The organism is uncultured Campylobacter sp. (genome assembly GCF_937890585.1).
GTDB lineage: Bacteria > Campylobacterota > Campylobacteria > Campylobacterales > Campylobacteraceae > Campylobacter_A.
The window spans coordinates 1-6,528 of record NZ_CALACG010000111.1; the positions used below are offsets into that span (position 1 = coordinate 1).

General features: G+C 40.8%; 11 protein-coding genes. 10 read left to right on the plus strand and 1 reads right to left on the minus strand.

Features of this window, described 5'->3' with window-relative positions; all coding sequences use genetic code 11:
* Positions 1-123: 123 nt before the first annotated feature.
* From Q0296_RS03115 to Q0296_RS03155, 9 genes are read left to right on the plus strand one after another with little or no spacing between them, the layout of a single operon-like run.
* Complete coding sequence (locus Q0296_RS03115; protein ID WP_298036423.1) at positions 124-1,071, plus strand: major capsid family protein; 948 nt, start codon at positions 124-126, stop codon at positions 1,069-1,071.
* 2 nt (positions 1,072-1,073) lie between these two features.
* Complete coding sequence (locus Q0296_RS03120; protein ID WP_298036425.1) at positions 1,074-1,445, plus strand: DUF4054 domain-containing protein; 372 nt, start codon at positions 1,074-1,076, stop codon at positions 1,443-1,445.
* Positions 1,442-1,870: a hypothetical protein gene (locus Q0296_RS03125; protein WP_298036430.1), complete on the plus strand. Its 429-nt coding sequence runs from the start codon at positions 1,442-1,444 to the stop codon at positions 1,868-1,870. Before Q0296_RS03120 ends, Q0296_RS03125 begins: the two co-directional genes overlap by 4 nt.
* The gene (locus tag Q0296_RS03130; RefSeq protein ID WP_298036433.1) at positions 1,867-2,184 is read left to right on the plus strand and encodes a hypothetical protein; all 318 of its coding nucleotides are present in this window, start codon (positions 1,867-1,869) and stop codon (positions 2,182-2,184) included. Before Q0296_RS03125 ends, Q0296_RS03130 begins: the two co-directional genes overlap by 4 nt.
* Positions 2,171-2,614: a hypothetical protein gene (locus Q0296_RS03135; RefSeq protein ID WP_298036436.1), complete on the plus strand. Its 444-nt coding sequence runs from the start codon at positions 2,171-2,173 to the stop codon at positions 2,612-2,614. The genes Q0296_RS03130 and Q0296_RS03135 overlap by 14 nt, the downstream gene beginning before the upstream one ends.
* A complete protein-coding gene (locus Q0296_RS03140; RefSeq protein ID WP_298036438.1) occupies positions 2,611-4,116 on the plus strand; it encodes a DUF3383 domain-containing protein in 1,506 nt (501 codons plus the stop codon). The genes Q0296_RS03135 and Q0296_RS03140 overlap by 4 nt, the downstream gene beginning before the upstream one ends.
* A 9-nt stretch (positions 4,117-4,125) precedes the next feature.
* Positions 4,126-4,560, plus strand: coding sequence for a phage protein (locus tag Q0296_RS03145; RefSeq protein ID WP_103598310.1), 435 nt, complete (start codon positions 4,126-4,128; stop codon positions 4,558-4,560).
* Complete coding sequence (locus Q0296_RS03150) at positions 4,560-4,964, plus strand: putative phage tail assembly chaperone (protein ID WP_298036444.1); 405 nt, start codon at positions 4,560-4,562, stop codon at positions 4,962-4,964. Before Q0296_RS03145 ends, Q0296_RS03150 begins: the two co-directional genes overlap by 1 nt.
* A gap of 26 nt (positions 4,965-4,990) precedes the next feature.
* Positions 4,991-5,128 carry a hypothetical protein gene (locus Q0296_RS03155; protein ID WP_162141877.1) on the plus strand — a complete coding sequence of 46 codons (138 nt, stop codon included), beginning with the start codon at positions 4,991-4,993 and terminating at the stop codon, positions 5,126-5,128.
* A gap of 3 nt (positions 5,129-5,131) precedes the next feature.
* Here Q0296_RS03155 and Q0296_RS03160 read toward each other — a convergent pair whose 3' ends face one another.
* Positions 5,132-5,320 carry a hypothetical protein gene (locus Q0296_RS03160; RefSeq protein ID WP_298036449.1) on the minus strand — a complete coding sequence of 63 codons (189 nt, stop codon included), beginning with the start codon at positions 5,318-5,320 and terminating at the stop codon, positions 5,132-5,134.
* 425 nt (positions 5,321-5,745) lie between these two features.
* Here Q0296_RS03160 and Q0296_RS03165 point away from each other — a divergent pair.
* A partial coding sequence (locus Q0296_RS03165; RefSeq protein ID WP_298036451.1) for a hypothetical protein occupies positions 5,746-6,528 on the plus strand: 783 nt, incomplete at its 3' end.

Below are 6,528 nucleotides of genomic sequence, written 5' to 3' on the forward strand. Positions count from 1 at the left end.
CAGCAGGTGCAGACGCTGGCAAAGTAGCTAAAGCAGCAACGCTAGCAGCAACAGCAGCTAAAGACAAATTTTACGTTACCGAAGTAAGCGGCAATCTTGTAAAACTAATGAGAAAGGAATAATATGAAACTAAGAGACGAGGAAATTTTAAGCCAGCTTGCGTCGGCAGCGGCTAGTTTTAACGAGGGCTTTAAAGAGCGTGAATATCCAGAAGTACAACTAGCTAATTTTGTGCCTATCACACAAAAGGGCGATGAGAGCATTGACGCATTAGACTACGGCGAGATCGAGGGTACTCAAGATTTAGAAAACGGCTTAATTGACGAGAACACTACATCACTAGAAACCGAGGATTTAAACATCACAGCCAAAAAAGGCTTATACCTAAGCTGGGCTAAGTCAGCGGTCTATACTAGTGAAGCAGTAGCTAGGGCTAAAAGGCTAGATATTGAGCTAGATACGGCAAAGCTTAGCAACCTTGAGCGTGTAGCGCTTTTGACAATGCAAAAAACAGCGCTTGTCGGTCACACTAAATTGCCAGCGGTGCAAGGCTTGTTAAACAACACTAGCGTAAAAGCAAAAGATTTAACAGCTGGCGCGGCTATTAGTGCAATGACTGGTGCAGAAGCTAGAGCGTTTTTCTTGTCGCTAATTGAGTTTGGCTACGAGCAAAATGGCGGTCTATTAATCCCTAATACGATAGCAATCGATAGTAAAGACCTTATGGCACTAGCTAGCAAATATGACAACTCTATTGGTGCGGTAAATGGTGGCATAAATGCACTAACCGCTATTAAAGAGGCACTATCGCAAAGCACAGGTGTCGATGTTAATATCGTTGGCATACCTTTAGGCTTTGCGCAAGGCATAGGTGGTGGCAAGGGCAAAAACCGAGCCGTTGTATATACAAAGAGCGAGGACGTGCTAAGCACTGATTGGGCTTTATCGCCGACAGCAATGCAACCATTTCAAAGAAGCGTGCTAAGCTGGGAAATCGCCGTTAAAGCTAAATTTACGGGCACATTAATCCGCCAGCTTGACAAAGTGGCTTACGTAAATTACAAGGCTTAATTATGACGGTAGCCGATTTTTTAAATAAATTCCCCGAGTTTCAAGCGGTAGATGAAGCACGCATAGAGCTAAGCTTAGACGAGGCAAAGCTACAAGTTACCGAGAAAATTTGGGGACGTTTTTACGAGGTCGGCGTTTTACACTTAGCGGCTCATATTTTGGCAATGCAGGGGGCTTTAAGCGCAGAAGCGACAACTAGCCCTCAGCCATTGCGTGAAATAGGTAGTAAAGCCGTAGGCAGCCTAAGCGTAAGCTATACAAGTGGAAAGACGGGCTTTGAGAGCGAAAGCGGAAGCTACTATTTAACAAAATACGGACAACGCTACCTAGAGCTTAAAAAGCTAGTAACTCCACATTTTGGGCTAGTTAGATGATCGAAAAACTAGAGGGCAAGATAACCGAGATTATGGGGCTTAGCGTGGTGGTAGGCGTAACCGCAAAAAGCAACGCTAGAAGCGACGAGCTAACCAACGCAGACCTAGCTATGATCCACGAGTTTGGTAGCCCAGCGCACAATATCCCAGAGCGCTCATTTTTGCGTAAGCCTTTGATAAACAATGCCGAAGCGGTGGCTAATTTGGCAAAAAACGCAATAGGGAAATTTATTGCAGGCGAAATGTCAGCAGCAGAGGCGCTTGGAGTAATAGGCGAGGAAGCTAAGGGGATAAGCAAAGAGGCAGTAACTAACGGCATAAGCCCAGCTTTAAAACCAGCCACGATTAAACGTAAAAAAAGCTCAAAACCCCTAATTGATACGGGGCAGTTGCTAAATTCTATCACTTACGAGGTGCGAAAATGATAAACGTTAGCGAGCTAATAGAGGATAGCGATTTTTGTCAAGTTATCAAAAGAGGCGATGACGAGTTTAAGGCGGTGGTGCAGTTTTTAAGCAATGACGAAATGCAAAGGTTGCCAGAGGGGGAAAGATACAAAGAAGCGATTAGGATAGATACAAAATTTAACCTAAATTTGCAAGACGTAATCACTTACAAGGGCGTAAATTATCGCATTATCAATATGCAGGATTGGAGCGAATATGGATACAAAAACTTTGCAGGCGTTAGATTTGACGGGCTTGAAAGTTTTGATAGCCAATGCTTTGAACGTAGATGAAAGCCTAGTGCGTGATAGCTACTCCAAGGCTCTAAACGATAAGACGGCTTATTTAACATTGTATTTATTAACTAGCACGCAAAAAGGGCGAGAATATAAATTTATCGAGGGCGAGAAAGAGGTTATCACTTCAACACGTGAAGCCGTAGTTAGCGTAAATGCTTTTGGCAAAAATGCGAACTTCATAATCGAAAAATTAAACACCCTTTTTTACTCTAGTGAGTGTTTAAAGGAGCTTAAAATTTTAGGGTTAGGATTAGTAACGATTAGTCCTATTAGGAACTTAAGCCAAATAGTAGGTGGTGGCGTAGAGGAGCGAGCTAGTATAGATTTGACGCTAAGTTATATCAATAGAGTGGAAGTGTCTCAAAATGAGATAAAGACAGCCGAGATAAAAACGGCAGATTTTGGCATAAAGGTAAATAGATGAGTTTAACGATAAAAAGGATAGTAAATATCCAGCTAAACGAACAAGGGCAGATCGCAAAAAATAGAGATTTTAGTGTAATAGCTATTTTAAGCGATGATTGGTGCGAGGCTTTCGATGATGTAAATACAAGATTTGTAAGTATCGCTAGTGCAAATGACGCCGCATTAAATTTTGGCAGTGAGAGCAGAGCAACAAAAGCCGCCAAAGCTATTTTTAGCGTAAGTGGTGTTAAAAAGGCGATCGTTGCTAAGTGGGTAAAAGAGAACAAGACAACACAAGCAGCAGCTAATGAATTAAGAGGCTCTGCGCTTAACGTAGGCATTAATAAATTAAAGGCTATCACAAGCGGAAGCTTTAAGCTCAACGTAGGCGGCGCGGATAAAGTTTATACAAATTTGGATTTTAGCTCGTGTGTAGATTTTGATGCAGTGGCAACAAAACTAACAGCAGCAATTAGCAAAGACGGACTAAAGGCGGTATATGACGCAGAGGGCAACCGCTTTATAATTAGAGCGGCAACGGCTGGCAAAAATGATAACACAAGGCTAGGCTATTTTGAAAAAGCCGACAGCGGCGACTTTGTAGGTGTGCTTTTAAACCTAGTTAGCGGGAAAAGTGATATTTACGTAGGCAAAGACAGCGTAACGCAGAAAAAAGAGAGCCTAAGCGAGGCGTTAGATAAATTATTCAACGCAACACAAGGCTTTTACGGCGTTTATTCGTCAGCTATTTTGGCAGATGAGGAAGTAGCGGAGCTTAACGAGTGGATCACATCGGCGCAAAACCCTAGCGTAGCGGGCTATACAATCACGCGCGCGGCACAGCTAGAAAGCGTAAAAACAAACGTAATTAAAAAGATAGCCGACAAAGACAGCGGTCGCTTTTTTGCAACATATAACAACACTGGCGACGAACACGCAGGCGCTGAATTATTAGCAAAAGCATTAAGCACTAATTGGGATGGCAGCAATACAGCCCAAACAATGAAATTTAAAAACCTAAAAACCGCCGGCACCGATGAAACGATCACGCTAAATTTAGCCGAAAAATGCGACAAACTAGGCGCAAATTACTATACCGATTATGACGGCGTAAGTATGATAGCTGAGGGCGTAGCATTAGGCGGTAAATTTATAGACGAAACCATAGGGCTGGATGCGTTTAACAACCGCACACAAATAGCCGTATTCAACGTGCTAAAAGGTGCTAAGAAAGTGCCGCAAACCGATAAGGGACAAGTAAGGCTAATAGCGGCGGTTAAGCAAGTTTGCGAGCAATTTGTTAAAAACGGCTTTATCGCTCCAGGGCAGTGGCGTGGTGATCCAGTCGGCACACTAGAAAGTGGCGATTATTTGGATTTAGGTTACTACGTTTATAGCCCTAGCTATACCGAGCAACTACAAGCAGATCGCGAGGCTAGAAAGTCAGTGCCTATTAATGTGGCTATTAAGCTAGCTGGTGCAATACACAGCGTAGATATTTTAATTAATTACAACAGATAAGGGGTTAAAATGGCAAGATACCAACACGATACGATCGTTTTATTACTAAACGGCTATGAAATAACCGCTTATGCAGACGGAAGCGACGTAATAAGCATAGAAAACGCAGCCGATGCAGGAGCTTATACAATAGGCGCTAGCGGTAGGGGTGTTTTTACGGGTAGTTGCAACCAAAGTGGCACGCTAACCCTAAAACTTCTACAACATAGCGAGGATTGTAAATTTTTACAAGACCTTTATAATCAACAGCGTACAGAGTTTAAAAGTTTTAGCCCTATGACAATGGAGTTTAAGGACACGCTAAACGGCGATGAGCTAAGTGGGCTAAATGGCTTTTTCGTAAATGACGGCGGATTAAAAAGGGGCGATGCTCACAACCCAACCGAGTTTAAAATTGCCTTTGAAAGAATAAGCAAACGCTTAGAAAATGGAGCTGGTAACTAATGCAAACATACGAGCTAATGATAAACGAAAATAAGTACGTTTTAAGAAGTGCTAATTTTTTTGAAACCAAAACGCAGCTACAAAGCCTTTTAGGGCTAGCCAAAGACGCTATCAAAATGCAAGGCGAGGACGTAAATATCGACGTAGGGCAAATAATAGCTAATATAGGTAGTGCGGCGTTTAGTGGCGTAGAAAATTTTATTTTAAAATACGCTAGTGTGATAAATGCAGAGGGTGGCGAAATACTATTAAGAAATGTTAGCCAAGCAGAAACGCATTTTAATGCCAACAGAGGTGACTACGCACAGCTTATTTTAGAGGGGTTAAAATACCATTTTTTAGACTTCTTACCCGCTGGGGCAAAATCCTTAACGGGTATAACAGCCTACCTAAACAAGGCATAAAAAGCGAGTTTGATATAGATTATTTGGTGTGGCTACCTATCATAAAAGGTTATGCCACGCTAAACGACCTACGCACTATTTACGACCTAGAGGACGCAATAGCAATGCACGAGGTTATTATCGAACTATTAAACGAGGAGCGCCGAGCCTTAGAAAAACAATAAGGCTTAGCCCTCTATTTTTTTACTTCTATTTTTTATTATTTCTATTTCGTCAAAAGTTAAATTACTCAAAAAATCAAGTAACTTAAAGCGCCAGTTATTCTCCCCTGATTTAGCCCAGTCGTTTAACGTGGCGTAGGGAATACCAAAAATCTCTACAAAGTCTTTACGCTTTGGCGTTTTATTTTTTTGCATTTTCTAACTCTTTTATGCGTTTTGTTAATTTTTTGTTTTGCCACATTTCATAGATTAGGGCTATACAAACCACTAATTGAGCTACCTTAAAAACAATATCCATCTTAAGCTCCTTGTAAAGTGTAGTGTTTTATAATCAAACTCAAGGGGGTGGCTTAGAGCCACCCTTTAAGGATTTCTATTATCGCTAGAAGTGCCGCTAACGCTTCTAGCAACTCTTTTAACCCTTTCAGAAATACTTTCATATTTCCTCCTTGAGTTTTTGTTATCAAAAAGGCTTTTTATTTCCCTTTTGATAAGATAATTATATACTAAAATGCCTTATTTTATGCTTAATAATTATGTATATCATAATTTTATTTAATTAAGTACAAGCCGAACCTATTATTAAAATTTATTCTAATATGCCCCTAAAAGGATATATAGTGCTATTAGACGAATTTCTTTATAAAATCGGATTTGATGTTGATAGTGGCAAGATAAAGCAGATAGAGCAAGGGCTAAAAAATATCTCTAATATTGCTAAACAAACAGCCCAGCCCATAAGCGACGCCGTAAAAGCTGGTATGGAAAGAAATGCCGAGCTAATAGCGAAATTAGAGCAAGCCAAAAATAAAGGCGTAGAGTGGTGCGAGGAAGCGAAAGGGCAAGCTGAGGAACTCACTACTAATTTCCATGAAGTGGCAGAAGCAGAGGAAAAGGTCGGCGAAAAAGCAAAAGAAGCAGCGAAAGAGACTAAGAAACTAACCGAGAAAAAGCCAGCTATTGGACTAAAACAAGAGCTAAGCAATATAAGAAGTAAATTTATGCTAATAGGTGCAGCAGCAACGGCGGCTAGTGGGCTAATAGCAAATTATTTAACCGTGCCTTTGCAAAATATCGAGGAACTAGCAAAGAAAAAAGATAGACTATTTAATATCACCCAAAACGAAATAGATCAAGCAAAAGAGTACCAAGATCAACTGCAAAAAACAAAGACGGCGGTGCAATCAATCGTAACCCAAACAGCGATAAAATTAATCCCAGTCGTTAATCAAAGTCTAAAAGGTTTTAACAACTTTCTAAAAGCTAATAAAGCGCTGGTCGTAAAGGGATTAACTAATGTCTTTAAGTGGATTTTGAAGCTGGGGCAAGTATTTACAAATACGTTTAGATTTTTAAATAAAGTAATAAGTAACACGATCGGCTGGAAAGCTGCGCTATTAATT

Coding starts and splice junctions, on each gene's coding strand:
- Q0296_RS03115 (WP_298036423.1), top strand. CDS start 124: ATGAAACTAAGAGACGAGGAAATTTTAAGCCAGCTTGCGTCGGCAGCG.
- Q0296_RS03120 (WP_298036425.1), top strand. CDS start 1,074: ATGACGGTAGCCGATTTTTTAAATAAATTCCCCGAGTTTCAAGCGGTA.
- Q0296_RS03125 (WP_298036430.1), top strand. CDS start 1,442: ATGATCGAAAAACTAGAGGGCAAGATAACCGAGATTATGGGGCTTAGC.
- Q0296_RS03130 (WP_298036433.1), top strand. CDS start 1,867: ATGATAAACGTTAGCGAGCTAATAGAGGATAGCGATTTTTGTCAAGTT.
- Q0296_RS03140 (WP_298036438.1), top strand. CDS start 2,611: ATGAGTTTAACGATAAAAAGGATAGTAAATATCCAGCTAAACGAACAA.
- Q0296_RS03145 (WP_103598310.1), top strand. CDS start 4,126: ATGGCAAGATACCAACACGATACGATCGTTTTATTACTAAACGGCTAT.
- Q0296_RS03150 (WP_298036444.1), top strand. CDS start 4,560: ATGCAAACATACGAGCTAATGATAAACGAAAATAAGTACGTTTTAAGA.
- Q0296_RS03160 (WP_298036449.1), bottom strand. CDS start 5,320: ATGCAAAAAAATAAAACGCCAAAGCGTAAAGACTTTGTAGAGATTTTT.